Below are 26767 nucleotides of genomic sequence, written 5' to 3' on the forward strand. Positions count from 1 at the left end.
AAATAATTTAAACCTACGGAGCCGGATTAGGCTGTAATTCTTGAATATTATCTATTTCTATAAGGGTATCTTCCGAAAGTTCCACGTGGATACTTGAAATATTCTCTTTTAACTGCTCTATAGTAGTGGCTCCTATTATATTACCAGTTAAAAATGGCTGTTGATTAACAAAAGCTAACGAAAGTTGAGTTAACGATAGATTTAATTCTTGTGCAAGCGCAGCATATTTTTGAACTAAAAAAGTACTTTGTTTACTACTATACCTACTATATTGTGGAAATAACTTAATTCGCGAATTTTCTGGTAATCTTCCGTTTAAATACTTACCTGATAACACACCAAAAGCCAAAGGAGAATAAGCCATTAAACCTACTTTTTCTCGCATAGAAACTTCAGCCAAATTAATTTCAAACAATCTATTTAATAATGAATACGGATTTTGAATAGTTTTACAGCGTGTTAAACTGTTTTGTGTACTTTCTGATATATGTTTCATAACACCCCAAGAACTCTCGTTAGAAACTCCGTAATGGCGTATTTTACCTTCTTTAACCAAACCATCTAACGTTTCAATAACTTCTTTAATATTATCTTCCCATTGTTCGTTTTGATTATGCTTATAATTACGATTTCCAAACATTGGTACATTTCTATCTGGCCAGTGCAATTGATACACATCAACATAATCGGTTTGTAAACGTTTTAAACTATTATTTAAAGCATCTAAAATTGCTGCTTTTGAAAACCCTAAATTATCTCTTAAATAATGAAAATTTGGACTGGGACCAGCTACCTTAGTTGCTACCACTAAATTTTCCCGCTTTTGATCCTTCAACCAAGTACCAATAAGTTTTTCTGAATTTCCTTGTGTTTCTTTTCTAGCAGGAACCGAATACATTTCAGCAGTATCTATAAAATTAACACCTTGCTCTACTGCGTAATTTAATTGCTCATGAGCTTCTTGTTCACTATTTTGCTGACCAAAGGTCATAGTTCCCAAACATATTTTACTAACTTTTATATTGGTATTCGGAATGTTAGAATATTTCATTATTAGATTTCTTTAGTTTCAATTTTTTATTAGGACAAAAAAACCATTTTCTAAATTTAATAGAAAATGGTTTTTAAATATGATGAGATGCTGAAATCGAAGATTCACGAATTCCTTATTATGAAATAAGAAAGAGGGTGAGTAAACAAGTTCAGCATAACGTTTAATTATTTTAAGATAGCTTCGATGCCTGGTAATGTTTTACCTTCTAAGCTTTCTAACATTGCTCCACCACCTGTAGAAACATAACTTACCTTATCTGCAAAGCCAAATTGTTTTACAGCAGCAACAGAATCTCCACCACCAACAAGTGAGAATGTTCCGTTTTTAGTTGCATTTGCAATTGAATTACCTAAAGCTATTGTACCGTTAGCAAAAGCTTCCATTTCAAACACACCTAATGGTCCGTTCCAAAGAATAGTTTTAGATTCGTTTACAACTTTGTCAAACATTTCTCTAGTTTTTGGTCCAGCATCTACACCTTCCCAACCATCAGGAATATCGTAAATATCACAAACCTGAGTATTTGCATCATTACTAAAATCATCTGCAGCAATAACATCTACAGGAATATGAACCTGAACTCCTTTTTCTTTTGCTTGTTTTAAAATATCTAAGGCTAACTCTTGCTTGTCATCTTCACAAATAGACATTCCAATTTTTCCACCTTGTGCTTTAATAAAAGTAAAGCTCATTCCACCACCAATAATTAAGTGGTCTACTTTATCTAAAATATTTTCAATTACTGTAATTTTTGAAGAAACTTTAGCTCCTCCTAAAATTGCTAATACAGGTTTTTCACCTTCTTCTAATATCTTTTTTAAGCTTACAATTTCTTGTGCTAATAAAGCTCCAAAACATTTATTTTCTGGAAAAAATTGTGCAACTATTGTTGTTGAAGCGTGTGCTCTGTGCGCAGTTCCAAATGCATCATTTACATAAACATCTCCTAACTTAGAAAGTTGTTCAGCAAAAGCTACATCTCCAGCTTTTTCTTCACCATGAAAACGTAAATTTTCTAATAATAAAACTTCACCAGCTTGTAAATTCGCAGCTGCTTCTTCAGCTTCTGCACCAACACAATTAGCAACAAACTTTACTGATACTCCAATAATTTCTGATACTTTTTCTGCAATATGTTTTAAAGAGAATTTATCTTCAGCTCCCTTTGGACGTCCTAAGTGTGACATTAAAACAGCAGCTCCACCATCTTCTAAAATTTTAATAATTGTAGGTTTCGCAGCTTGTATTCTAGTTGCGTCTGTTACATTAAAATTTTCATCTAATGGTACGTTAAAATCTACTCTAATTAAGGCTTTTTTACCTTCAAAATTAATGTCTTGTATTGTTTTCATTATTTATAAATTTGTATTACAAATATAAATTAAATTAATTTAGGTAATTAAGTTTTTTACGAAAGCGATTTCAATTCAGTTACAGGTTGTTAGTTTTAAGCAGTAAAAAAATTAAAAGCTACTAAATAGTAATTAGTTTAGCTTCTTTTTTAATAAGACCTGTTAATTTACTCATATATTTTACTGTAATTCCTAAATCTTTTAGTGTTGATGAAATTTTCATTTTATCTGCACAGGCTTTACAAGCTTCAACGGTAACTCCTACTTCCATTAATTTTTGAAGTTCCTTTTGAACTTCTTCATCTGCTCCAGATAATCTTGTTGAACCACCCCAAATAATAATATTAACAGCATCCCACCATCCACTTTTTATAGAATTTTTGGAATACATTGCTACCATATTCATAAAAGTATCTTTATCGTTACTTGTCCAAAGAATGTTTAATTGTTCCATTTTTTATTAACTGTTTTTAAGATTATATTTTAATTTCAACTTGTTTTTAGCATCATTATCTAAAGACTTTAAATATGCTTTCCATCCTGGACAAAAGTTAATATGCCATCGCCAAAATTTTCCAACAAATGAATTTGGTTTTTCATCGTACTTTGCTCGTAGTTTACACTCGTTACACATATGTTTTTTCATCTTCTTTATTTTTAATTATAAATTTCTCTTTTTTTGAATTTCAAAAGCTTCTTTTGACCAATCTTTAAACAAATCAGCATCTTCTAAAACTTCAGAAGGTAGGCTGTAAAAAGATACTACCACTGCATTATTTTTAAATAGTTTTAATTGAACTGAGCCAGCTTTTATAAACTTCTTTTCAGTAAAATCATCAACTTTTAGATAAACTTCATCATTCATAAGCATTGCAAAAGCCAACTCCTCTTGATACAATGCTACTCCACCAAACATTTTTTTGATGTTTACAGTTCCCCAACCGGACAATTGATCAAGAACAAATTGTAAAAAATCGTTTGAAACTGCCATATTAATTTTTTGAATACAATTTTGAAGCAATCCAAGCACCTATTACCAATTCTAACCAAGCAATTGGAAAAAGAATAAATGCAGTGCTCCACTCTCCAAGACCAGAGTTTACTGTTGCTATCCAAAAAATACCAATGGTTGCAAAAGCAGTTGTGGTTCCTGAAATAAAAACTGCTTTAAAATTGTTACCAAATGCTATCGAACACAGCCAAAATATAAACACCAAAACACCTGTTAACAAGAAATCCCATCCTCCCCAAATTAAAGCGTGACTCATTTCGGCTTGATCTAAACCAATAATCTGTAGTTTTCCTTCAAAAAAGGCTGACATTCTAGGAAAAGCAACAAAATACGCTCTTGCTACTTCTGCAATATGAATCCAAATACTTGTTATTAATGTAATAATTACAAATTGTTTAAGATTAAATTTTTGTACTTCCATACTATTATTTTTATTGTATGAAACAAAATTAAATCTTACTCAGGTTTTAACTCGTTGATATTTATCAAGAAAATTAAGAAGTTGAAATTTCTTTTCGAATTCGGCTTAAATGTTCAGGAGAAATTCCAATATATGACGCTATTTGATGTTGTGGAATTCGGGAAATTATATGCTTGTTATTCTTCACAAGATTTAAATAACGTTCTTTTGGCGATTTTATAATGAAATTCATCCGTTCATTTTCGGTTTTAATATAATTCATTTTAAACATATGAAAACTCATTCTGTGAAAACCAATAACTTCAGATTGTAAAAATTCTAAAGCTTCTATAGTCATTTCAATTGCTCGAATAGTATCTAATGCTTTAATATTTAACGTTCCTTTTTTGTTCAATAAAAAATTCACATAATCGTAAGTATGATCGTTTTCAAAATAAAAATTAGTAGAAATTTCCTTTCCATTAACCACCACAAAACCTCTTGCACAGCCTTCTAAAATAATCCTAATTACATTACATTTATCGCCTTCCTTCTGAAGAAAACTTCCCTTTTTATAAATAACTTCTTCAAAACCGGAAAGAAACAAATCTGCATCATCATTGTTCATTCCTAATTTAGAAATTAAATAATCTTTATAAACATTCATAGAATAAAAATACAAATAAGTCTATCAAATTAACGCTACCTGTTTAAAAGTTTCAGACTTAACAAAAATACCTTACTTTCGTTGTAGTAACCAGAAAATAGTTTCACGTGAAATTTAAAGACGTTTTAGGACACGAACATTTAAAAAACCACTTAATTAAAAGTACCGATAATGGTAGAATTTCTCACGCACAATTATTTGTTGGAAAAGAGGGTTCAGGTACTTTACCAATGGCAATTGCTTACGCACAATATATTTTATGCAGCAGTAGCGATAATAAAGAAAATTGTGAAATTAAATGCGAAAAATTAATGCATCCTGATTTACATTTTGCATTTCCAACAGCTATAAATGACACTGTAAAAAAACACCCAGTTAGTAATTTATTTTTAGAAGACTGGAGAACATTTATAACTGAAAACCCATACCGTAATTTATTTGAATGGTTGCAATTTCTTGGTATAGAAAACAAGCAAGGTCAAATGGGTGTAGATGAAGCAGAAGAAATTGTGAAATCGTTACGCTTAAAAAGCTATGAAGGTGGTTACAAAGTAATGATTATTTGGATGGCTGAAAAACTAAACACTTCTGCTTCAAACAAATTACTTAAACTTATTGAAGAACCACCAGAAAAAACGGTTTTTATATTAATTGCCGAGAGTGAAGAACAAATAATTTCTACCATAAAATCACGTTGTCAAATATTAAATTTTTCTTTACTTTCTGAAGCAGATATTACAAAAGGTTTAATTGAACGTGAAGGAACTGACACTCCTATTGCTGAGCAAATTGCCAGCCAAGCAAATGGTAGCTTTAATAAAGCATTACATTTATTACATAACGACAATGCTGATGAACAGTTTGAAGAATGGTTTACAACTTGGGTTAGAGCAGCCTTTAAAGCAAAAGGAAACGCAGCAGTAATTCAACAATTAATTGGTTGGAGCGAAACCATTGCTAAAAGCGGTAGAGAAACACAAAAACGTTTTTTAAACTATTGCTTACAGTTTTTTAGACAAGCTATGCTTCTAAATTATAATGCAGAAGAACTAGTTTATTTGCAACCAAAAACAAACTTTCAATTAGAAAAATTTGCGCCTTTTATACATAGTGGAAATATTTTAGACATTAATAAAGAATTAAACGATGCCATTTACCATATTGAACGTAACGGTAACGCTAAAATAATTCTACTAGATTTATCTATAAAATTAACAAGGTTGTTACACGCTAAAGAAGCTTAATATGTCTTTATTCAATCAAAATTCAGCACAAATACTTCTTACAGTTTTTTTTATTATTACTTACTTTGTTTCTGTAGTTGAAAAACTAGTAGATTGGAAAGGTACAGTTGCTTATTATAAAGATCATTTTAAAAACACATTTTTATTAAAATTAATTCCTGTATTATTAATTAAAGTTGTTGTTATTGAAATAGTTACACTGTTATTTCTATTTATAGGTATTTATTTTTTGCTAAGCAATGGCGATTTTGAACTAGCTAAAACCGGATTAATTTTTTCGGCTATTACACTACTTGTTTTTTTACTTGGACAACGAATTGCAAAAGACTATCCTGGCGCAATGAATATAACTGTTTACTTTATTTTAAACATAATTGGCATCTATTTATTAACTTAACAATTTGACTATGAAACTATTAGGTATTGGTTCACGAATTAAACACAACAAATTTGGATTAGGAGTTGTAACTAACGTAACCTCAAAACATTACTGGGTAACTTTTATTGAAAACGGATTAGAAACTATTGAAATTAACAGTGAATTTGAAGTAATTGAAGGCGTAGAAGACGAAGTAGATTCAGTTAGTTTTTATGAAGTTGAAACCATTTTAAAAAATATGCTAAAAAAATGGTCTGATGTTTCTGAAATTATCCCAATTGCAGACCGCTATAAAGGTGGAAAACTAATTTTAGAACCTAAAGACACCAATTTAGCAAGTAAAGAAATTCCTATCGATACATTTTTTCATAAAATTGTAATGGTTCGTGATCGTATTAGAGTAATGGAACAAAAAATAAACTCTAGTAAGCAATTAGACGATCAAGAAAAGATAGATTTACAACAATATATATCTAGAATTTACGGAAGTTTAACCACTTTTAACGTTCTTTTTAAAATTAAAGAGCATCACTTCTCTGGACAAAAACTTAAATAATAAAAAAGCCTTTAACGAAAGTTAAAGGCTTTTTTTATGTGTTATAAATAGTCAACTATTCCTTAGCGAAATCGTCGTTTAATACTTTTAATATTTCATCTGTAATATTAAGTTTATCATCGCCATACATAACAGTACCTTGACCTGATGTACCTAAAACTAAATGTAATCCTTTTTCTTTTGCGTAATTAGTAACAAAACTATCAACTCTTTTTGTAATTTCTTCACTACGCTCTTGGTTTTCTTTTTGAAGAATTTGAGCAGCTTCTTGTTGTTTAGCTTGTAACATTTGGTTTTCTTGTTGTAAAGCTTGTTCAGCTTGTGCTCTTTTAGAAGCAGACATTCTTTGCGCCTCTTTATAATAAGCTTGAACTTTAGCCTGAAAAGGAGCTCCTAAACTATCTAACTCTTTTGCCATTGTTTCTTGTTTAGCTTTTAAAGTTTCTTCTAAAACTTTTGTTGCTTCATAATCTTTCATTAAATCTTCAACATCTATATAAGCAATTTTTGTTTGATTACATGAAGCTAAAACTAAAGCAAAAGCTAATACTACTAATTTTTTCATTTTTTACCTTTTTTGATTTGCTAATTAAAATAGCTGCGAATATAAAACAATAAAGCCTATTTATTAACCTAAAAACTCAGTATTAAAAATATTTATAGTTAACTATTATTTTATAAGATATTTTTATTGAAATCAACCTTAAATAAAGCGTTTTAAGCCACTTTTAGAAATTACTAAGGTTATCTAGCGTTATAACTAAAAACAAAAGAATACGTCTTTTTAAAATTAGTTTTCACTCGATTTTAACACATAAATAAGAGAAGAATACTCTTTTGTGCTTGCTGCTTTTAAATTTGAGCGTAAACCTGTAAAAAAAGCTTTTACAATATTTCCAGAACCAGATTTATATTTTTCACTTAAAAGCGAAACATAAAATGAATCGAAATACATTGGTAATGTTTTTACAACTTTTAAATTTACTTTAGAAAAAAGTATAGAAATAGAATTTTGTGAAAAATGCCAAAGATGCCTTGGCACATCAAAAGCCGCCCAATATTGTTTATAATGCAAAGCATCAAAACTTTTATAATTAGGTACTGCTACAATCAAAACTCCATTAGGTTTTAATAATTGTTTCAGTTTTAAAATGTATTCATCTAAATTTGGAACATGTTCTAACACATGCCACATTGTAATAACATCAAACTTTTGAGAAATTAACTCATCAATATCAGCAAAAATATTTACCGAAGTATTTTTATCTAATTTACCAATTGCTAAATCTCGAGCATTTTTATTTGGCTCTACTCCTACTACATTCCATTGATTATTTTTACAAGTCAATAAAAACTCACCTGTACCACAACCAACATCTAACATATTTTTTTCTTCTAAATTAAAAGAGTTAATCAATTTTAATTTATTCTTTAAAGCAATTCCTTTTACAAATTGATACACTTTATCAACCAAAGATTCTTTAGCATCGGTATGCGAAATATAATCTTCACTTTCGTAATATGACGGTAATTTCTGTAACGTAGGTTTTGGTGAAGTTTCAAGTAATTCTAATTCTGAATTATAAATCAATTCAAAATTTTCTTTCGAAACTGAGTAATCTTTTAACTTTAAGTAAACTGAATTTTGGTATTTCATTTATATCTAAAACTGTATTATTAAAATTTATATTCAGAAAAAAATAAGCAATTTTATGCTATATTAATTTTTCTTCTACTAATTGAATTAATCTGTTTAACTCATTTTTTTGAATTCATTCTTATAAATTAATTTTAAACAAACCTCCTATTTTCAAACTTGTAAACTTTATCGAATTCAAATGCTGTATACTTTTTAATAAAAATCTATTGAATTTAGAAGATATATTTTTAAGATTACCTATAAATTTTTCAACTCACAAACTCTTATTTTAACCAAACTATAAGCTTACAATAAAAACAAAAAACACTATTATATTTCTTAAACCTTCAATATTTATCGATAGCGTTCCACGTGGAACATTTAAATTTATCTTCCCATATAAACTAAAAGTACAGAAACATCACTAGGTGAAACTCCACTAATTCTACTTGCTTGTGAAATTGATGTAGGCTGAATTTTAGCTAATTTTTGACGAGCTTCTATAGATAAAGATTTTACTTTAGAATAATCGAAAGTAGATGGAATAGCAACATTCTCTAACCTATTTAATTTATCTGCTTGATTCTTTTCCTTTTCTATATAACCCGCATATTTAACATGCACTTCGGTCTGTTCTATTATTTCAAAATCAATATTATTCTCTTCTATAAATCTTGCAACAGAAGGTATTTTTTGGATATCCGTAAAATCTAACTGAGGTCTAGCAGCTATCTTAAACATTTTCATTGATTGCGAAATTGGAGCTGTTTTATTCTCTTCTAATATTGGATTTATAACCTCTGGCTTAACACTTGTTTCAATTAAAAATTTTACAAAAAGATCAGTTTTTAATTGTTTTTCTATTACCCTATCCATCCTATTTTTTGAAGCAAAACCTATTTCATAAGACAAAGGAGTTAAACGTAAATCAGCATTATCTTGTCTTAACAATGTTCTATATTCAGCTCTTGATGTAAACATTCTATAAGGTTCTTCTGTTCCCTTTGTAATTAAATCATCAATTAAAACACCTATGTAAGCTTCATTCCTTTTTAATATAAAAGGTTCTTTTTCTTGAATTTTTAATGCAGCATTTACACCTGCCATTAATCCTTGAGCAGCCGCTTCTTCATATCCAGTAGTTCCATTTATTTGACCAGCAAAGTATAAATTATCTACCAACTTAGTTTCTAAAGTATGTGTTAATTGTGTAGGTGGAAAATAATCATACTCTATAGCATAACCATATCTTAAGAATTTTACATTTTCAAAACCAGCAACTTTACGCAGTGCTTTATCTTGCACATCTTCTGGTAATGATGTTGAAAAACCATTTACATAAATCTCTACTGTTTCCCATCCTTCGGGCTCAACAAAAATTTGATGTCTTTCTTTTGTAGCAAAACGATCAATTTTATCTTCAATAGAAGGACAATATCTTGGACCAATACTTTGTATTCTACCATTAAACATTGGCGAACGATCAAACCCAGTTCTCAACAAATCGTGTACTTCTTTTGAAGTATAACTCATATAACAAGAACGTTGTTTTACTAACGATTTTGTATCTGGAGAATATGAGAATTTCTCAGGATTATCATCTCCAGGTTGTTCAATCATTTTTGAAAAATCTAAAGAACGAGCATCAACTCTTGGAGGCGTACCCGTTTTCATTCTTCCCGATTCAAAACCAACTTTAACTAAATCTTCAGTTATCCCAACCGATGCACTTTCTCCTGCTCTACCTCCACCAAAAGTTTTATCACCTATATGAATTAAACCATTTAAAAAAGTACCTGCAGTTATAATTACAGCCTTTGCTTTTAACTCAATTCCCAATGCTGTTTTTACCCCAATAATTTTTCCGTCTTCAATTAAAAGACCATTAACCATATCCTGGTAAAAATCTAAATTATCAGTTTGTTCTAACATAGTTCTCCAACATTCTGCAAAACGCATTCTATCACTTTGAGCTCTTGGACTCCACATTGCAGGACCTTTAGACTTATTCAACATTTTAAATTGAATAGCAGTTTTATCGGTAACTATTGCACTATAACCACCAAGCGCATCAATTTCTCTTACTATTTGTCCTTTTGCAATTCCACCCATAGCAGGATTACAACTCATTTGCGCTATGTTTTGTAAATTCATTGTTACCAACAAAGTGTGCGCTCCCATATTTGCAGCTGCAGCTGCAGCCTCACCTCCAGCGTGACCACCACCAACTACTATAACATCATAAACAGTATTAAACATATTTTTCATTTGTTCCACGTGGAACACTTTTTTTTAATTAGTATATAATTCTAAACATTCATCTTCCGCCATTCTCATAGCAGCTTTTTCTTCTTCATTTTTATCTTTTAACCCACAATAGTGTAAAACACCATGAATCAAGACCCTATTTAATTCATTATCAAATGATTGACTAAATTTTTTTGCATTTTCAGCAACTCTTTCCACAGAAATGTAAATATCTCCAGAAATTAGTTTTCCTATTGTATAATCGAAGCTAATTATATCGGTTAAAGTGTCGTGATTTAAAAATTCTACATTCAATTTTAATAAATATTCATCGTCACAAAAAATATAATTCAACTCACCCTCTTCAAAATTTTGTTTTTCAATACAACAAGAAATCCAGTTTTTTAACTGTTTTTCCTTTTCTAATTTAAATTCTGTTTCGTAATTAAACGTTATCATTTTATTGTTTTGCTTTGAAATATTCTTGAACCTTTTTTTTATAAATCGAGCGCAAAGGTAATGATTGTCTATTTAATATCTCCGTTGAATTAAAATACTGCTTTTGTAACTTCAATTTTTCAATGTTTCTTTTTTCAAAATCGCTATTATTTTGATTTGCTTTTCGCTTACTATCCTTACCTTGTTTTAATTCTGCTTCTTCCAATTTAAGCAACTCATAACTTATGTTTTGCATTTTCTCAATTACCTCTTTAGAAAAACCTTTTTCTAGCATTTCCTTTTCTAACTCTTCCATTTGCTTAACAGCTTTACCACTACCAGCTTTTGCATTTTTACCATCCTGCTCACCTAATAATTCTTTTAGCATTTCTTTCAATTGAGCTTGTTGTTTGTATATTTCAAACAACTCGGCACTTTTCATCTCACCATCTTCACCATTAATATCTCCTTCACCTTTTTCAGATCCTTTACCATTTTTCGGTTTTCCTTTTTCTCCTTTCTTCCCCTTTTCGCCACTCTTCATTCCTTCTTTCATTTTCTCGCTTAATTCACCTTGTTTTTTTATAATGTCTGGCAAACTAAAACCTTGTCCTTTACCACTTTTTCCTTTACCAAAACTTGGTGAAGCATTCATTAAACTTTGCAATAAAACACTTAAATTATTAGCCAAATTATTAGCACTAGTTATTACAAATTGTTGTTTAGAACTTCCTTGATCGAATCTGTTTTCGGTAAAACTAGAAATAGCTCCATCCATATTGTAATGTACATCACTTACTTCTTTTTGAATTTTATCACCCATTTTTACTAAACGCAAAGACAAAGCATACAAACTATCATCTATATGTTCAAAATATTCTTTTAAAACATGTTGATTTTTTAAATTTTTCGCAAACTCTGGATGTTGATTATTTCCTCTTAAAAATTTTTCTAATAAATCTTCTTGCTGAAAAGAAAACTCAATTAAGTTTTCAACAATTTTACGTAAATCTTCAATGTTTTCATCAATTTCTTCACCTTCCATCCCTTCCATAGATTCTCCCATTTGAGACCCCATTTCTTTCATTTTTTTTGCAGCAGATTTTTGACTCTTTTTTGCGTCAGATTTCTTATCATCTCCACCATCACTAGAATTTGAATTTTCTTCTTTATTCAATTCGTTCATTGCATTTTCTAAATCCTTGTCAATAGATTTTAAATCATCATCTGGTTTAGGCAATTTCATAGGACGAATTAAATCTTTATTATTTTTATCTAACTCTTTAAAATCTTCTTTTATTTTTTCGAACTCATTATTAATTTCTTCTTGTTTTTTTGAAGTATTTTCCTCGTCTTTGCTTTTAGCCAATTCATTTTGTTTTTCGCTTAACTCGGTTAATTTTTCTTGAATTTGAGTTGCTTTTTGTTCAACATAAAAACGTTTGGTTAACTCTAAAATACGTTCTAAACTTTGTTCGTTTCGTTTATTCTTCTTGGTCATTTCTTTTAACTTCTCTACCAAGTCTTCTTTATTTAATTTTTCTGAAAGTTTTTGTAATTCTTTTAACAACTTATCTTGATCTGCTAACTTTTTAGTCTCTTCGATTCGTTTTTTTAAATCTTCTTTTTTCTCAGCTAACTTTTCAATATCTGGTTGTTCGTTTAAATTATTCTCTAATTTTTCTGTTTGCTTTTGAAGCATGTTTTTATACTGCGTTTGACGCTTCATAAATTGCTCTAACTTTTGAGTATCGTTCCAATTAAACTCTGCCTTTTTTTGCAATTGATTTTTAAACTTTTCTAGGTTAGAATTATCCTTTTTAGATTTTTCCAGGGCTTTAGAAATATTAGAAATAGATTCACTCTGCTCCTTCAACAATTCTTCTTTAACTTCTTCTTCGGTTTTTTTGTAATAACTAAACACTTTACTTTTTGTGCTTTTGCTTCCATTTACAAAATCGTTATCAAAAACTTCAAAATACATTTCATAATCTATACCATCTACAATTTCAATTTGATCTGGAAATGTATAATCGAAATTAGTAAAGGAGCTTCCTTCAATTTTTAAATTTAAATTCTTTTTAATAGATGGCGTATTTTTATTGTAATATACCAACTGTAATTTTCTTACTTTATAATCATCGCTTAACTGACCAACAAATTGAACAGGTCCTCGAGAAATAGAATCGATATTAGAATGCACCGTAATTTTTGGAAATTCGTCAGAAATTACATCAATATTAAAATTTAATTGCTCGTGATTACTTAATTCTTTATTAGATGAACTTATGGTGTAATTTAAGTTTTTATGAACTTGCTTTTTATAATTAAAATGATTTATTGAAGTTTTATTAAATGTATACACTTCATTATCAGTATTTAAGTCTACTTTTTCAGTTTTATCGGTTTCAATTTGCCAACTAACAAAAGTTCCTAAAGGAACAACTGCATTACCTGTATTTTGAATAATTTCTGAACGCTTACCTGTATAACTTGGGTAGTTCAAAACCATTTTTATATTTGTAATTATTGGTGTTGGTATTACTTCAACTTTATATTCTTTAGAAACAACATTGTTAGCTTCAAATTGAATAAAAACAGACTCATTTAATCCTGGAAATGTGTATTTAAAATTTCCTAAGCCATTATTCTCTAAAAAATAATTTTCATTCAAAAATTTAATTTTTGCATTTTCAGGAACAATACTTCCTTCAGTTTTAACTTGAATGGTAAACGCTTCGCCTTCAACAAATTTTAAAGATGGGTTTAAAACCACAAAAGAAAAAGGAGCAGGTGGTTCATACACTTGCGTATGATTTACAACACGAGAAAAACTATCGTTAAAAATATTTATGTTACCTGTAACATAAACCAACATCCAAATTATAAACGGTAATACTGCGTATTTTAAATATTTTTTATTTTTTGAAAAATCTACGGCCTTTATAAACGGTATTGGTTGCAGTTGTTTTGATTTTTGTTCAATACTAGCTTCTAACAACTCCGAATTTTGACTTGAAGTATGTAATTGTAACATATTCAACAATTTATCATTAACTTCAGGAAAATGATTACCAATTATTTTAGAAGCTTCAATACTAGATATTCCACTTTTTAAGCCAAAAATTTTAAACAAAGGAATTACAATATAAAATACTAGCAGCGCAATTTCAACCAAAATAAAAAACCAAAATAAAACGGTTCTTGCCATTGGTTTAAGCCATAAAAAGTATTCTATTAACAAGGTTAAAATAAAATATAACAACCCAATTGAAACAAATAAAATAACTCCTTTTATAAGTTCATTTACGTAATATTTTTTTATAAACTTTTGAAGTTTATGCTCTATGTTATTTATATAACTCACCTTTGTAATAACGTTTTTAACTTATAAAAATAACTAAAATTATAGTACTTTAAGTTTTAATTTTTTATTTGCCATTATTTTAACATAAACTATGTAAAATAATTACATAAAAATGCTGCCAGATTACGAGTAATTTTTACATTAGTTACGAAATTTTACACCTATGGATTTTCAAAAAATAATAAACGAAATATATACTACTTGCAACAGTGAAACTGATAAAGGTAAAGTAGCCAATTACATTCCTGAACTTAAAAAAATTGATCCAACTAAATTTGGTATTTGCTTAAATACACTGAATAATAATACCTATGGAGTTGGTAATTTTAATGAAAAATTTTCGATACAAAGTATTACAAAAGTCTTCGCATTAACCTTAGCTTTAAAACTAATTGGCGAAAAAGTTTGGAAACGTGTTGGTGTAGAACCTTCTGGAGATCCTTTTAACTCGTTGGTGCAATTAGAATTTGAAAAAGGAATACCTAGAAATCCGTTAATAAACTCTGGCGCTTTAGTTATTTGCGATATTTTGGTAAGTAATTTAAAAAATCCGAAAGAAGAATTTTTAGGTTTTGTTCAAAAATTAAGTAACAACAACGCTATTAATTTTAACAAAACTGTTGCTGCTTCAGAAAAAAAATGTGGTTTTAAAAATGCCGCGCATATTAACCTAATGAAATCATTTGGAAATATAAAAAACAGCGTAGAAACTGTTTTAGATTTTTATTACCATATGTGTTCTATAGAAATGACTTGTAACGAACTTTCTTCCTCATTTTTAGTATACGCAAATGAGGGTAAATTACCTTATAACAACGAAGAAATTATATCTAAAAGCATTGCAAAGCGAATTAATGCAACTACCTTACTTTGTGGACTTTACGACGAGGCTGGTAATTTTGCGTTTAAAGTAGGTTTACCTGGTAAAAGTGGCGTTGGTGGCGGTTTAGTTGCCATACACCCAAATAAATATGCTATTGCAGTTTGGAGCCCAAAATTAAACAAAAAAGGAAACTCTAATAAAGGCTTTAAAGCTTTAGAATTATTTACTACAAAAACAGAATTATCTATTTTTTAAAGAATAACAATTTTTTCTTTTATAGCGTATAAAACCAAACCAATACGGGTTTTACAGTTTATTTTTTGAAAAAGTATTTCCCTGTAATTATCTATAGTTCTAGGACTTAAGCACATTTCAGAAGCAATTTCTTTATATGTTCTTTCTGAACAAGCTAGTTTTAAAAATTCTATTTCGCGCTCTTTTAATTCAACTCCATCGTGGCTTTTTTTACCATCTATAGAATTTAAAAGTGTACTAGTAATATTCTCTGTATAATAAAAACCTTTTGTATGCACTTCGTTTATTGAGTGCTCTAAAATATTTGGATGAATATCTTTTAATAAATACCCCTTTGCTCCTGCTCTTAGCATTTTTAAAACAGTATCTTCATCTACTTCCATAGATAAAGCAAGCGCTTTAATTTCTGGATAATTTTCTTTAACCCAAGCACAGGTTGCAATACCATCCATACGTTTCATTTTTACGTCTAAAAGTACAATATCTGGCGCTTCATTTCCTTCTTTTAAATAAGTAACAAGTTCATCACCATCATTAAAAACTTCAATTACATTAAAATTACTAATGCTTGATACTAAACCTTTTAAAGAGTCTAAAAACAAACGATGATCGTCAACAATGCAAATTTTAATTGGGCTATTCTTCTCCATCTTAACACATTTTATTTCAGGCAACTAATATACAACTTAGTTCCTTTTTCAACAGCAGATTTTAATTCTAATTTTGCATTTATTAATTCGGCTCTACTTTTTATATTAATTAAACCTATACCCTTTTCTTTTGAAGTATCATACATATTAAAACCTACACCATTATCTTCGGCTAAAATTTCTAATTTATTTTCTAAAAAAGTAAGATTTAGCATTAGGTTATTAGCATTGGCATATTTCAATGTGTTGTTACAAAATTCTTGAAGAATTCTAAATAAAATTATCTCTTTTTCATTAGATAAATCAAATACTTCACCAGTAATTTTTAAGCTAGCATCAATAATATTTAAACGGTTAAATCGTTCAACTTCAAACTTTAACGAATCTACAAGTCCTTTATTTTTAATAGTTTCTGGATTTAATGATTTAGATAAACCTCTCAATTCTTCTAAACTTTTACCAACTATATCACCAACCTCACTAATTTTGCTTTTTTCAGTTTCTGGTAAGGTATATTGTACCATATTTAATTGCATTTTTGCTACAGATAATAACTGACCTATATTGTCATGTATTTCCCAACTAATGTTTTGCAAGGCTTGTTCTTGAATTTCTAATTTAGATTGATTTATTTCTGTTTCAAAACGTAATTGCGTTTCACGTTGTTTTAATATAAATGCTGTTTTTTTCTTCTGAAAATACAACAAGAAAACTACTAAAGTAGCTGCTAGTACTACAATTACAATAGTAACAATTAAAACTAATATTTGTAATTCTTTTTGCTCCATAAACTATTTATTAAACTCCTTTTTACTAACTATAAAACCAGCAATAAAACTTAAATGCATTAAAATATTTAAACCAAAAGTTATGTATTTAAACATACCAACAAATGACGTGTATTTTACCAAAGCAAAACCCGGTAAAAAACCAATATTGTATATAAAGATTCCTAAACTAACCCAAAAAAATAATGATTTTTGAATGGTTAAAATTTCATCACTTTTAATTATTTCAATAAAATAAATAATTACTGATATTGCAATTAAAAATTTAGCTAAAATCATATTATTAATCAACGGAATTTCAATAATTCCATTTAAAAAAATATTAATTATAGTAATTACAGAAAAAAGTAAAATTAATGCTTTAATACTATTTTTTCTATTTACATTTTTTATAATACTTAAAAAGAAAATAGCATAAAAAATAAAACTAACAATGTTCCATATACTATAAATAAAATTTGTTTTAATTTTTAAAACTAAATATAAATAAACTCCAAAAGATTCTGATATACAGGTGTAAATCAAAAAAAATAAAAACAGTTTTAGATATTTATTTTGAGAATACTTTTTATAATTGTAAATACCAACTAAAATAGTTAGTAAATAAAGTAACGGATATGTATAATAAGGCATTGTTAACTATATTAATTATTAAACTCCTTTTTACTAGCAGTAAAGCCAGTTATAAAACAACCAGCCATTACAATATTTAAAATTAAAATTATATAATTAAAAATACCTTGCCAATCTATTAATTCACCTATTACATAAACAGGTATTAAACCTATATTAAAAATTAAAACACCCAAGCTAATCCAAAAAAATAAGGATTTTTGAAGTGTTAAAATTGAATCGCTGTTTAATAACTCTATATAATAAATCAATATAATAAGCACAGTTAACAGCATCCCTATAATGGAATTAAAAACCAATATATCTGATTGTATTTTTTTATAAAATAATAATTCAATAATAGTATATACAACAAATACCATAATTAATAAGAAAGCAAATCTTTTTCTTATTTTTTTCTTTAAAATATAACTATAGAAAATAAGATAAAACAACGTACTTATTATACCCCATAAATTATACAATAAATATGCTCTTACTTTTAGTATATGGATAAAATAACTAGCTACTAACTCCGTTAAAAACGAATAAACCAAAAAATACAACCAAAATTTTAATAATAAACTATGGTTGTATTTTTTATAACTTACAATACCTGTAATAAGTATTATTGCATAAATTATAATATAAGCATATTTATCCGACATTATAGTTTATTAATGTAATGTTATTAATTATTGAGGGAATATGCCATATGGAGGATCACCTAATCCACCGTCATTTAACCCATCAATATCTGTAATATCTGCATTATGTACTACAGCATCAACAGGTTCATTTTCTGTTTCGCTATTTTTAATAACTTCTTGTGTTGGCACAATAAAAATTGTAGACATATTATCTTTTTCTTTGTCCTTTTCTTGCACTCCATAAGCTCCAAAATAAACTCTAAAGCCAGAAACTTCTTTCTTTTGCTGCTTAGCTTCTAGCTTAGCATCGGTTATAAATTTTTCTAATTCTTCAACAGAAAACCAGCTAGAAATAGCATCTTTCTTTTTTAAGGTTTTGTTTATAATATTACCTCGTGTGGTAACAAAATTTTGGTTTAAAGCAATTGCTTCATCTTTTGTAATTCGTGTCATTGTAAATAAAAATTAAAGATTAGTTAAAGATAGTATTTATAATTAAATAAAATAAAAAGGTGTTTTTACCCTAAATAAAACAGTAAAATACCCCAATTTTTAAACAATTACTTATTATACTTTTGTAATAGCATTAAAGAAAAAGGGAAATAAAATGAAATTAGAAAAATTTTTAATGTATAAAATAGGTAAAGTGAGTATGATAACATTATTTGTTGTTATTGTAGTTATTCTTAACTTTTTTATGTTAAATAAAGTAATTTCAAAACACGTTCAAAATACTAATGTTGAACATTCTATCATTAAATAGTTAAGAATTAATAGTAAGAATTAATCCACACTCTCCCCACGAAACTTTTTCTTTGATGCTAATCAAAGGGTTTAAAATCATTTATTGGGCTGATTTTAGAAGGTTACTTGTTTTCAAGTAACCTTTTTTTCTTTTTAAATTCTAATATTTATTCTTATAAATTATCTTTGCACTTTAAAACTCAAGAAATGAACAACGTTAGAGTACGATTTGCTCCTAGTCCAACAGGACCTTTACATATTGGAGGTGTTAGAACAGCGCTTTTTAATTACTTATTTGCTAAAAAAAATAACGGAACTTTTGTGTTACGTATTGAAGATACCGACCAAACTAGGTACGTAGCAAATGCCGAACAATATATTATAGATTCGCTTAATTGGTTAAATATTCCTTATGATGAAGGACCAGGAAAAAATGAAAAATTTGGACCTTACCGTCAATCTGAACGTAAAGATATTTATAAAAAATATGCTGAAGAGCTTATAGCAAACGGAAACGCATATTATTGTTTTGATACTGCTGAAGAATTAGATGCGCATAGAAAAAACCACGAAACTAAAGGTAAAACCTTTATTTATAACTGGCATAACCGTGCTAAACTAACCAATTCGGTTTCGCTTTCTAAAGAAGAAGTAGAGCAACGCATTGCTAACGGCGATAAATATGTGGTACGTTTTAAAATGTACGAACCAGAAAATAATACTGCTGAAACTATTGAAGCTGATGATATTGTACGAGGTCATGTTTCATTTAAAAAAGAAATTTTAGACGATAAAATTTTGTTTAAAAGTGATGGAATGCCAACCTACCATTTAGCAAATATTGTAGATGATCATTTAATGGAAATCTCGCACGTTATTCGTGGTGAAGAATGGTTGCCTTCACTTCCACTTCATATTGCTTTGTATGAAGCTTTTGATTGGCAAGCACCACAATTTGCACATTTACCACTTATTTTAAAACCAGTTGGTAAAGGAAAGTTAAGCAAACGTGATGGTGATAAATTAGGTTTCCCAGTATTTCCATTAGCGTATACAAATGCTGAAGGTGAAGTTTCTAGAGGTTATAAAGAAGATGGATATTTTTCGGAAACTGTTGTAAACTTTTTAGCATTATTAGGTTGGAATCCAGGTACTGAGCAAGAATTATTTGAGTTAGAAGAATTAGTAAAAACTTTTGATTTAGCGCGTGTAAATAAATCAGGAGCTCGTTTTGATCCAGACAAAACAAAGTGGTTTAATCAACAATATATGCAGCAAAAATCAAATGCAGATTTAGCTATTTTATTTGCTGAAATTCTAAAAGAAAAAGGGATTTCTTCCGAAGAAAAAACTATTGAAAAAGTAGTTTCATTAATAAAAGAAAGAGCCGTTTTTGTAAATGATTTTTGGGATTTAAGTAACTTCTTTTTTGAAGCTCCAACTGAATACGATGCAAAAGCATCACGTAAACAATGGAAAGAAGATACGCCAGTTTTAATGAACGAATTAATTGCTGTACTAGAAGGTATTGAAAATTTCAATTCAACAAATATTGAAACTATTGTAAAAGAATGGATTACTGGTAAAGAAATTGGTTTTGGAAAAATTATGCAACCTTTCCGTTTAAGTTTGGTAGGTGCTATGAAAGGTCCTCACCTATTTGATATTGCTGAAATGATTGGAAAACAAGCAACAATAGATAGAATTAAAAATGCTATTGATACGTTGTAGAACTAAAACTCGTCATGCTGAACTTGTTTCAAGTTCTCGATAATTTAGTTTTAAATATAAAAAATAGATACCTGCCTCCGCAGTTATAACAACTTAAAAAAATACTATTTGTTATTCTAAATGAAACAAAGTGGAATTAAGAATTTCTTATTCGATACTATGTGAGATTCTTCACTATCGTTCAGAATGACAAGTATAAATTAAAAGTATTATAAAACTAAACTTGTTTTAGGTTCAGCATAACGCTATGTTTTTTAGATTAAAAAAAAAAGTATGTATTACTGCAGTAGGTATAACAAAATAAAAAAGATACAACTATGAATAAAACGAGAGTTATAGGATTATTAATAATGATAGCTGGAATAACAATCCATTCTACTTTAGAAAATGACTTTACCGATTTTATTACTGGGCTACTTATAGCAGCTGGTATGATAATATTAATTTCTGGTAAGACAATTTTCAATAAAAAAAATAAAAAAAGTATTACTTAATAAAAATAAACATTTGTCATTCTGAATGAAGTGATAACGAAAAGAAGAATCTATCTAACAACCTAAAGATTCTTCACTATCGTTCAGAATAACAATTATATAAAACAAAAAAGGAGCTTTTCAGCTCCTTTTTTTATATCTCTATTTTAACATTGTAGTCTTTCAAAGCATCTTTATACTTTTCTGGTTGAAAGTTCTCTGCACTAAATTCTATTTTACGTTCATGTCTCATTTTTATATGCTTTATAGATCGTAAATACCTACGCATATCAGTTTCATTAGATATAATTAAACCAGGAACTTGCACACCTTTTCCGTTTTCATCTCTTGCAACCATAGAGAAATAAGATGAATTACAGTGTTTAACAACACCTGTTCTAATATTTTGAGATTCTACTCTAATACCAACAACCATAGACGATCTACCCACATAATTAACCTGAGCTCTTAATGTTAATAACTCACCAACTTCAATTGCATTTAAAAAATCTACCCTATTTACAGATGCTGTTACACAGTACTCACCCGAAAATTTTGAGGCCGAAGCAAAAGCTGCTTTATCCATAATAGATAAAATATAGCCACCATGTATTTTTCCACTAAAATTGGAATGCGATGGTAACATTAACTCTGTTAAAATAATTTCTGAATCTTCAGGTTTTTTAAATACGTTCTCCATAAAATCTATTCTGTTTTTTCCACTTTAATTACAAAATACTTAGTATCTCCTAACCAAGGAAACGTTGAAAAACGCTCTTTATAAGTTAGTTTTACATCTTTACCTTGTAAATCTTGCAATAATTTAATTACTTCTTTTTCATTATCTTCAACAGAAAAAGTAAAAATTTGAGCTTCAGATACTCCTTGACTTATTTCTCCTTCCCAAGTTTTAAATAAAATACCTTTATTACTAAATTTAACTAGTTCTCCTGCTCTATAACCTTCACTATAGGTAAAATAATAAATAGCTGTAAAATAAAGTGCTAAACCTAAAAATACAATAGTTATAAAACTTGCTAAAACTTTTTTCATAATATAATTTTAAAAAGCAAATATAACCAATCGAATATTCATGTATAATTTTAACCAAATTTTTTACAAACTGTAACATTTTGAATAATTTACATACAAATAGATACAATTCGCTTTTAATTAATACTTAAAACATTGTATATTTAATACTTAATTAACCTTTAAAAAAATTCAAATGATACCAACTTACATTATTATTTTTATTATTGTAGTTCTTATTGCTTCAGGACTATTTATTGTGAAGCAACAAACCAATGCAGTTATTGAACGCTTTGGTAAATTTACAAGTATTAGAAGACCAGGTTTAAACCTAAAAATACCTTTAATTGATAGAGTTGCCGGACGTGTTAGTTTACGTATTCAACAATTAGATGTTATTGTTGAAACAAAAACACAAGATGATGTTTTTGTTCACTTAAAAATTTCTGTACAGTTTTTAATTAGACCAGATCACGTTTACGATGCTTTTTACAAGCTTCAAAATCCGCATGAACAAATTACAGCCTTTATTTTTGATGTTGTACGTGCCGAAGTACCTAAAATGATATTAGATGACGTATTCGAAAAGAAAGAGGAAATAGCCATAGCTATTCAACGTGATTTAAAGCATGCAATGCTTGAATATGGTTATGATATTATTAAAGCTTTAGTAACAGATATTGATCCAGATGAAAAAGTAAAAATTGCCATGAACCGAATTAATGCAGCAGATAGAGAAAAAATTGCTGCACAACACGAAGGTGATGCTCAACGTATTTTAATTGTAGAACGTGCAAAAGCAGAAGCAGAAAGTAAACGCTTACAAGGTAAAGGTATTGCAGACCAACGTAGAGAAATTGCACGTGGTTTAGAAGAAAGTGTAGATGTTTTAAATGGTGCAGGAATTAACAGCCAAGAAGCCTCTGCATTAATTGTAATTACACAACATTATGATACATTACAAAGTATTGGACAAGACACCAACTCTAACTTAATATTGTTACCAAATAACCCTAACGCAGCTAGTTCTATGTTAAACGATATGGTTACTAGTTTGGTTGCAGCTAACAAAATAAACGAATCTTCAAATATTGATAAGAAAAAACTAGACAAAAAATAAAATGATTTTAACTACTACTACAACTATTGAAACAAAACCAGTAAAAGAATATTTAGGTATTGTAACTGGAGAAACCATTATTGGAGCTAACCTTTTTAAAGATCTTTTTGCAAGCATTAGAGATATTGTTGGTGGACGATCAGGTTCTTATGAAAAAGTGCTTAGAGAAGCCAAAGACACTGCTTTAAAAGAAATGCAAGAACAAGCTCAAAGACTTGGTGCAAATGCCGTAATTGGTATTGATTTAGATTATGAAACTGTTGGAAAAAACGGTGGAATGCTTATGGTTACTGCATCAGGAACTGCTGTTAAATACTAAAAGTATTTATTAATTTATAACGAAAAAAATCCTCGCAATTGCGAGGATTTTTTTGTTTTTAATGTCATTCTAAGCCTAAGCGAAGAATCTCATTTTCTTAATAAAAAGATTCTTCATTTCGTTATCACTTTATTTAAAAATGACAATTTATTCTATTTAAAGTGTTTATTAGCTTGGAATGATTTTGATTTCTTTTTCTTTCCTTTTGCATTGAATGAATATGTTACACCTAATTCAAAAACTGGTCCCATACGCTCATACAATGTTTCTTGATAAAAAATTTGATCATTAACAGCATTGAAAGCATTGGTATCTAAACCTTGATCATTTTGTGCAAAAATATCTAAACCTCTAAATGAGAAATTCCATTCTTTAGCATCTTTAGGTTGATAGTTTAACGCTACATTAGATACTGAAAAAGCATCGTTTTGACCTTGAGAAGTTACTGTATTAGATTTTCTACTAAAGTCGTAGTTGAATTTAAACTCGTCAGATAATGTAAATACTACATTCCCTTTTACAGACCAGTTTGTACTGTTTTGATCAACATCATAACCAAATACTTCACCATCTATTTGATAGTTGTATAACGAAGCTCCAACAAATAATTTAGCAAAAGAATTAACCATAATATTAGCATCAAACTCTGCTCCCAAACTTGTTGAATTACCTGCATTTGTATAAGATCTAATTAAAACATCTTCACCTAAAATATTGTATAACGGAGCATTTTCTACTTGTGTAGTTACAGTGTTTACTCTAAATACTGTATTATCAGTTCCACGATAAAAACCAGTTAAATTAAATGTGTGTTTGCCAACAGATTTATTAAAACTTAATTCAACATTGTTTAAATATTCTGCTTCTAATTCTGGATCTCCAACTACATAAACTTCAAAGTGTCTTCTATATAAAAACGGTGCTAATTTAGTAACAGAAGCTCTGTTAATTCTTCTACTTCCAGCTAAAGTTAACTTGTTATTGTCATTTAATTTATAACTTAAATGTGCCGATGGAAATAAATCAAAATCGTTTTGAGAATAGTTAGATTGTAAATTAGATCCAAAAATTGGAACATAATCTGTTCTTGCAATATCCATAGATTGATCTTGGTACTCAGCTCTTACACCAAAAATATAGCTTAAATCTCCTGCTTTTCCAGAATAATCTACATATGCTGCGTACACAGTTCTTGTTAAATCTATAGAGTTATCTAAATCTTTAGTAACCAAATCGTTGTTAAATTTAAAATCACCATCAATATTTGTGTATTGAACTTGTAAACCTGTTCCAAAAGAATTTCCGTTATCAAACTCTTTCTCGTAATCTGTGGCAAAACGAGCACCTTTTAAAGGTGTTTCGTCAGATAATGAATAATCGTTAGCTTGGTAAGCGTTTGCGTAGTTATTAACCACATCATTATCAACATCCTCTCTAGAAGTATAGAAATAGTTTTTATTATTTAACTCTCTACTTAATTTTGAAGTTTCATAAGCTGCAGCCATTTTAAAAGTTGCATTGTTCTCTAATTTAGAAGTATAATCTACGTTAAAGGTATTGTATTTTCCATCTCTGTTATCTACATTAGGATTATACATAAAACGCTCTGTATGCTTACCAGATTGATCGGCAGTAGCAAAAAATGTATTGTAAATATAATAAGCAGCTCTACCTTCGTTTCTATTTCCGTAGAAATAAGACAGCGATAGTTGTTTAGTATCACTTAAATTGAAATCAATTCCGGCATTTGCAGAATAGTTTTCGTACCACTCTGGACGTTCACCATTTTTTGCATTCATATGAAAAAATTCACCAATTCCTGGAGTTGTTAACACTCTTGCTTCACCAGAACGTCTACCATTTACATTTTTCATATTGTAGTTAAAACCACCATATAAAACTACATTTTCTGTTCCGTAACTTAAGTTAAAACCACCACCATAACGGTCGTCTTTTAAATCGTGCTTGCTATAAACATCAGTTAAATTATTCCAAGGTGCACCACCTAATAAACCGTTAACAGAAACTGATAAACCAGATGCTACATTTTTTTTTGTAGTAATATTTACAATACCACCTTTTCCTTGTGCATCATAACGAGCTGTTGGAACCGAAATAATATCCACTTTATCAATATTATTACTCGCAATTTGAGCTAGTAAAACTGAAGGTTCAATATTGGTTGGTTTTCCGTTTAAATACACCATAAAATCCTCAGTACCACGAACAGAAACTTTTCCGTCTGAAGCAACATTTACTGAAGGTAATTTATTTAAAACATCACTAGCTGTTCCACCTTTAGCAGTAGCAAAATCTGAAGCTTTGTATGATTTTCTATCAATTTTAGTTACTTGTGTTTTATTAACACCAGTAATTTCAACTTCTTTTAAAGCTTCTGTGCCAACAGCTAATAAAATTTTGCCCAAACTAATAGTTGGTTTATTTTTTGAAACGTTTATGTTTTCAATTACTTTATCTGTAAAACCGATATAAGATATTTTTAATTGATAGTTTCCTGCAGGGATTTTTTCAAAAATAAAGTTTCCATCAAAATCTGAACTTACACCTTTGGTTGTTTTACTAGATTTTAAAACTAATGTTGCAAAAGGAATGTTTTCTTTTGAAGTTGCATCTACAATAGATCCTGACACTGTACCATTTTGTGCTTCAATACCTAAAACGGTAAAAATTGATACACTTAATACAAGTAAGATTTTTTTTAACATAATTGTCTTTTATTTATTATTAATAGTATTAATTAAACTTGTTGAAGTTCAATAAAATAAATAATTATATATAACTTAAGTTACATTATAATTGAGCGCAAAAATATATATATATTTGAAATACAAACAATAGATTTAAAAAAGTGATAGAAAATAATACATTTAATATATAATTTGTATAGTGCATTAGGTTAACATCCTACTTAAAAATGAAGTTATTTAAAACTAAATCATAAAAAAACCGATGCTAAAAGCATCGGTTTTAAATAATAATTTTGAACATTAAATTATTTCTTTTCATCAATTTTTTCATCCTCTTCACCATCTTCCTTTGTAGCTTTCTTAAATTCTTTAATTCCGCCACCAAGACCTTTCATTAATTCAGGTAGTTTTTTACCACCAAATAATAATAAAATAGCTAACCCGATAATAATCCATTGCCACGGACCAACCATTCCTAAAAATATATGTAATGCGTTCATTTAATTT

30 protein-coding genes are annotated in these 26767 nt (G+C 28.7%); 9 read left to right on the forward strand and 21 right to left on the reverse strand.

The features are described 5' to 3' along the window. Positions 1-13 precede the first annotated feature (13 nt). The 7 genes from BLU40_RS00110 to BLU40_RS00140 form a co-directional block, all read right to left on the reverse strand. On the reverse strand, positions 14-1051 hold the full coding sequence (locus BLU40_RS00110) for an aldo/keto reductase (protein WP_090118475.1): 1038 nt from the start codon (positions 1049-1051) through the stop codon (positions 14-16). A gap of 167 nt (positions 1052-1218) precedes the next feature. Further along, complete coding sequence (locus BLU40_RS00115) at positions 1219-2406, reverse strand: phosphoglycerate kinase (RefSeq protein WP_090118477.1); 1188 nt, start codon at positions 2404-2406, stop codon at positions 1219-1221. Between the two features lie 121 nt (positions 2407-2527). Further along, a complete protein-coding gene (locus BLU40_RS00120) occupies positions 2528-2860 on the reverse strand; it encodes a DsrE family protein (protein WP_090118479.1) in 333 nt (110 codons plus the stop codon). 6 nt (positions 2861-2866) lie between these two features. Beyond that, on the reverse strand, positions 2867-3052 hold the full coding sequence (locus BLU40_RS00125; RefSeq protein ID WP_090118481.1) for a hypothetical protein: 186 nt from the start codon (positions 3050-3052) through the stop codon (positions 2867-2869). Positions 3053-3067: 15 nt separating this feature from the next. Next, entirely contained in the window at positions 3068-3397 is a 330-nt protein-coding gene (locus tag BLU40_RS00130) for a TfoX/Sxy family protein (protein WP_139170903.1), read from the reverse strand. A gap of 1 nt (position 3398) precedes the next feature. Further along, complete coding sequence (locus BLU40_RS00135; protein WP_090118485.1) at positions 3399-3839, reverse strand: hypothetical protein; 441 nt, start codon at positions 3837-3839, stop codon at positions 3399-3401. 73 nt (positions 3840-3912) lie between these two features. Continuing rightward, positions 3913-4485 carry a Crp/Fnr family transcriptional regulator gene (locus tag BLU40_RS00140; RefSeq protein WP_090118487.1) on the reverse strand — a complete coding sequence of 191 codons (573 nt, stop codon included), beginning with the start codon at positions 4483-4485 and terminating at the stop codon, positions 3913-3915. 107 nt (positions 4486-4592) lie between these two features. On the opposite strand from BLU40_RS00140, the gene BLU40_RS00145 reads away from it, so the two are divergent. The 3 genes from BLU40_RS00145 to BLU40_RS00155 are packed head-to-tail and all read left to right on the forward strand — an operon-like array spanning position 4593 to position 6664. After that, on the forward strand, positions 4593-5729 hold the full coding sequence (locus BLU40_RS00145; RefSeq protein ID WP_090118488.1) for a DNA polymerase III subunit: 1137 nt from the start codon (positions 4593-4595) through the stop codon (positions 5727-5729). A 1-nt stretch (position 5730) separates the two neighbouring features. Continuing rightward, positions 5731-6126 (forward strand): hypothetical protein, encoded by a 396-nt coding sequence (locus BLU40_RS00150; protein ID WP_090118490.1) that lies wholly within the window; start codon positions 5731-5733, stop codon positions 6124-6126. Between the two features lie 10 nt (positions 6127-6136). Continuing rightward, positions 6137-6664 carry a hypothetical protein gene (locus BLU40_RS00155; protein ID WP_090118492.1) on the forward strand — a complete coding sequence of 176 codons (528 nt, stop codon included), beginning with the start codon at positions 6137-6139 and terminating at the stop codon, positions 6662-6664. Between the two features lie 55 nt (positions 6665-6719). On the opposite strand, the gene BLU40_RS00160 is transcribed toward BLU40_RS00155, so the two are convergent. The 5 genes from BLU40_RS00160 to BLU40_RS00180 form a co-directional block, all read right to left on the reverse strand. Beyond that, positions 6720-7229 (reverse strand): OmpH/Skp family outer membrane protein, encoded by a 510-nt coding sequence (locus BLU40_RS00160; protein ID WP_090118494.1) that lies wholly within the window; start codon positions 7227-7229, stop codon positions 6720-6722. A gap of 225 nt (positions 7230-7454) precedes the next feature. Then, positions 7455-8321, reverse strand: coding sequence for a class I SAM-dependent methyltransferase (locus BLU40_RS00165; RefSeq protein WP_090118497.1), 867 nt, complete (start codon positions 8319-8321; stop codon positions 7455-7457). Positions 8322-8690: 369 nt separating this feature from the next. Beyond that, positions 8691-10562, reverse strand: a complete 1872-nt coding sequence (gene mnmG, locus BLU40_RS00170; protein WP_090120256.1) for a tRNA uridine-5-carboxymethylaminomethyl(34) synthesis enzyme MnmG — start codon at positions 10560-10562, stop codon at positions 8691-8693. A 33-nt stretch (positions 10563-10595) separates the two neighbouring features. Then, the gene (gene ybeY / locus BLU40_RS00175; RefSeq protein ID WP_090118499.1) at positions 10596-11009 is read right to left on the reverse strand and encodes an rRNA maturation RNase YbeY; all 414 of its coding nucleotides are present in this window, start codon (positions 11007-11009) and stop codon (positions 10596-10598) included. Position 11010: 1 nt separating this feature from the next. After that, the gene (locus BLU40_RS00180; RefSeq protein ID WP_090118501.1) at positions 11011-14355 is read right to left on the reverse strand and encodes a DUF4175 family protein; all 3345 of its coding nucleotides are present in this window, start codon (positions 14353-14355) and stop codon (positions 11011-11013) included. 163 nt (positions 14356-14518) lie between these two features. Between BLU40_RS00180 and BLU40_RS00185 the strand changes: the two genes are divergently transcribed. After that, entirely contained in the window at positions 14519-15433 is a 915-nt protein-coding gene (locus BLU40_RS00185) for a glutaminase (protein ID WP_090118503.1), read from the forward strand. On the opposite strand, the gene BLU40_RS00190 is transcribed toward BLU40_RS00185, so the two are convergent. Genes BLU40_RS00190 through BLU40_RS00210 form a run of 5 tightly spaced genes read right to left on the reverse strand, consistent with a single transcriptional unit; the run spans position 15430 to position 18586 of the window. Then, entirely contained in the window at positions 15430-16083 is a 654-nt protein-coding gene (locus BLU40_RS00190) for a response regulator transcription factor (RefSeq protein WP_090118504.1), read from the reverse strand. The genes BLU40_RS00185 and BLU40_RS00190 overlap by 4 nt on opposite strands. A gap of 11 nt (positions 16084-16094) precedes the next feature. Then, positions 16095-16871, reverse strand: a complete 777-nt coding sequence (locus BLU40_RS00195; protein WP_090118506.1) for a sensor histidine kinase — start codon at positions 16869-16871, stop codon at positions 16095-16097. Between the two features lie 3 nt (positions 16872-16874). Beyond that, the gene (locus BLU40_RS00200; protein WP_090118509.1) at positions 16875-17504 is read right to left on the reverse strand and encodes a hypothetical protein; all 630 of its coding nucleotides are present in this window, start codon (positions 17502-17504) and stop codon (positions 16875-16877) included. Between the two features lie 11 nt (positions 17505-17515). Further along, positions 17516-18151 (reverse strand): hypothetical protein, encoded by a 636-nt coding sequence (locus tag BLU40_RS00205; RefSeq protein WP_090118511.1) that lies wholly within the window; start codon positions 18149-18151, stop codon positions 17516-17518. Between the two features lie 27 nt (positions 18152-18178). Then, a complete protein-coding gene (locus BLU40_RS00210) occupies positions 18179-18586 on the reverse strand; it encodes a hypothetical protein (RefSeq protein ID WP_090118513.1) in 408 nt (135 codons plus the stop codon). 154 nt (positions 18587-18740) lie between these two features. Here BLU40_RS00210 and BLU40_RS17495 point away from each other — a divergent pair, with 154 nt between their 5' ends. The 3 genes from BLU40_RS17495 (at position 18741) to BLU40_RS17500 (ending at position 21102) form a co-directional block, all read left to right on the forward strand. Next, positions 18741-18896, forward strand: a complete 156-nt coding sequence (locus BLU40_RS17495) for a hypothetical protein (RefSeq protein ID WP_175454714.1) — start codon at positions 18741-18743, stop codon at positions 18894-18896. A 188-nt stretch (positions 18897-19084) separates the two neighbouring features. Then, positions 19085-20608: a glutamate--tRNA ligase gene (gene gltX, locus BLU40_RS00215; RefSeq protein ID WP_090118515.1), complete on the forward strand. Its 1524-nt coding sequence runs from the start codon at positions 19085-19087 to the stop codon at positions 20606-20608. 317 nt (positions 20609-20925) lie between these two features. Continuing rightward, positions 20926-21102: a hypothetical protein gene (locus BLU40_RS17500; RefSeq protein WP_175454715.1), complete on the forward strand. Its 177-nt coding sequence runs from the start codon at positions 20926-20928 to the stop codon at positions 21100-21102. Positions 21103-21235: 133 nt separating this feature from the next. Here BLU40_RS17500 and BLU40_RS00220 read toward each other — a convergent pair whose 3' ends face one another. Both BLU40_RS00220 and BLU40_RS00225 read right to left on the reverse strand, forming a co-directional pair. Next, complete coding sequence (locus BLU40_RS00220; protein WP_090118517.1) at positions 21236-21781, reverse strand: acyl-CoA thioesterase; 546 nt, start codon at positions 21779-21781, stop codon at positions 21236-21238. Between the two features lie 5 nt (positions 21782-21786). Next, positions 21787-22134 (reverse strand): 6-phosphogluconate dehydrogenase, encoded by a 348-nt coding sequence (locus BLU40_RS00225; protein ID WP_090118519.1) that lies wholly within the window; start codon positions 22132-22134, stop codon positions 21787-21789. Positions 22135-22309: 175 nt separating this feature from the next. Between BLU40_RS00225 and BLU40_RS00230 the strand changes: the two genes are divergently transcribed. Further along, positions 22310-23233, forward strand: coding sequence for an SPFH domain-containing protein (locus BLU40_RS00230; RefSeq protein WP_090118521.1), 924 nt, complete (start codon positions 22310-22312; stop codon positions 23231-23233). A gap of 1 nt (position 23234) precedes the next feature. Then, complete coding sequence (locus BLU40_RS00235) at positions 23235-23552, forward strand: heavy metal-binding domain-containing protein (protein ID WP_090118523.1); 318 nt, start codon at positions 23235-23237, stop codon at positions 23550-23552. A gap of 152 nt (positions 23553-23704) precedes the next feature. Here BLU40_RS00235 and BLU40_RS00240 read toward each other — a convergent pair whose 3' ends face one another. After that, positions 23705-26278 (reverse strand): TonB-dependent receptor, encoded by a 2574-nt coding sequence (locus BLU40_RS00240; protein ID WP_090118525.1) that lies wholly within the window; start codon positions 26276-26278, stop codon positions 23705-23707. Between the two features lie 287 nt (positions 26279-26565). Next, positions 26566-26760 carry a twin-arginine translocase TatA/TatE family subunit gene (gene tatA / locus BLU40_RS00245; protein ID WP_090118527.1) on the reverse strand — a complete coding sequence of 65 codons (195 nt, stop codon included), beginning with the start codon at positions 26758-26760 and terminating at the stop codon, positions 26566-26568. Positions 26761-26767 lie beyond the last annotated feature (7 nt).

This window comes from Lutibacter oricola, from assembly GCF_900106565.1.
GTDB lineage: Bacteria > Bacteroidota > Bacteroidia > Flavobacteriales > Flavobacteriaceae > Lutibacter > Lutibacter oricola.